This window comes from Mesorhizobium sp. M7A.F.Ca.US.014.04.1.1 (assembly GCF_003998745.1).
Lineage (GTDB): Bacteria > Pseudomonadota > Alphaproteobacteria > Rhizobiales > Rhizobiaceae > Mesorhizobium > Mesorhizobium ciceri.
The window spans coordinates 1-381 of record NZ_RZRW01001544.1; the positions used below are offsets into that span (position 1 = coordinate 1).

Sequence of the window (381 nt, forward strand, 5' to 3'; positions counted from 1 at the left end):
GCGCCCATGGGCGGCATGACATTGGGAAGAATTTCCTTGGCGATGATCCATTTTGGTCCCTCGCCGCGTAATCGTGCCACCTCGACATATTCCATCACCGCCACGTTAAGCCCGACGGCGCGAGAAAGCCGAAAGACCCGGGTGGAATCGAGAAGCGCAATGATGACAATCAGGCTCGTGATCGAAGAGCCGAAGATCGTCAGCAGCACCAGCGCGAAGATCAGACTCGGGATTGACATCAGCACGTCCACCGCACGTGACAAGATCTGGTCGAGCCACCCCCTGTACAATGCGGCAAGAAGGCCGAGCGAGACGCCGACCGCGAAGGACAGCAACGTGGTCGCGACCGCGATAGCGATGGTGTTGCGCGCACCGTAGATC

1 protein-coding gene is annotated in these 381 nt (G+C 59.3%); it reads right to left on the minus strand.

Annotated features, from left to right (window positions below; all coding sequences use genetic code 11):
* The coding region (locus EOA22_RS37520) for an ABC transporter permease subunit (RefSeq protein ID WP_164756381.1) at positions 1-381 on the minus strand (381 nt) is incomplete at both ends.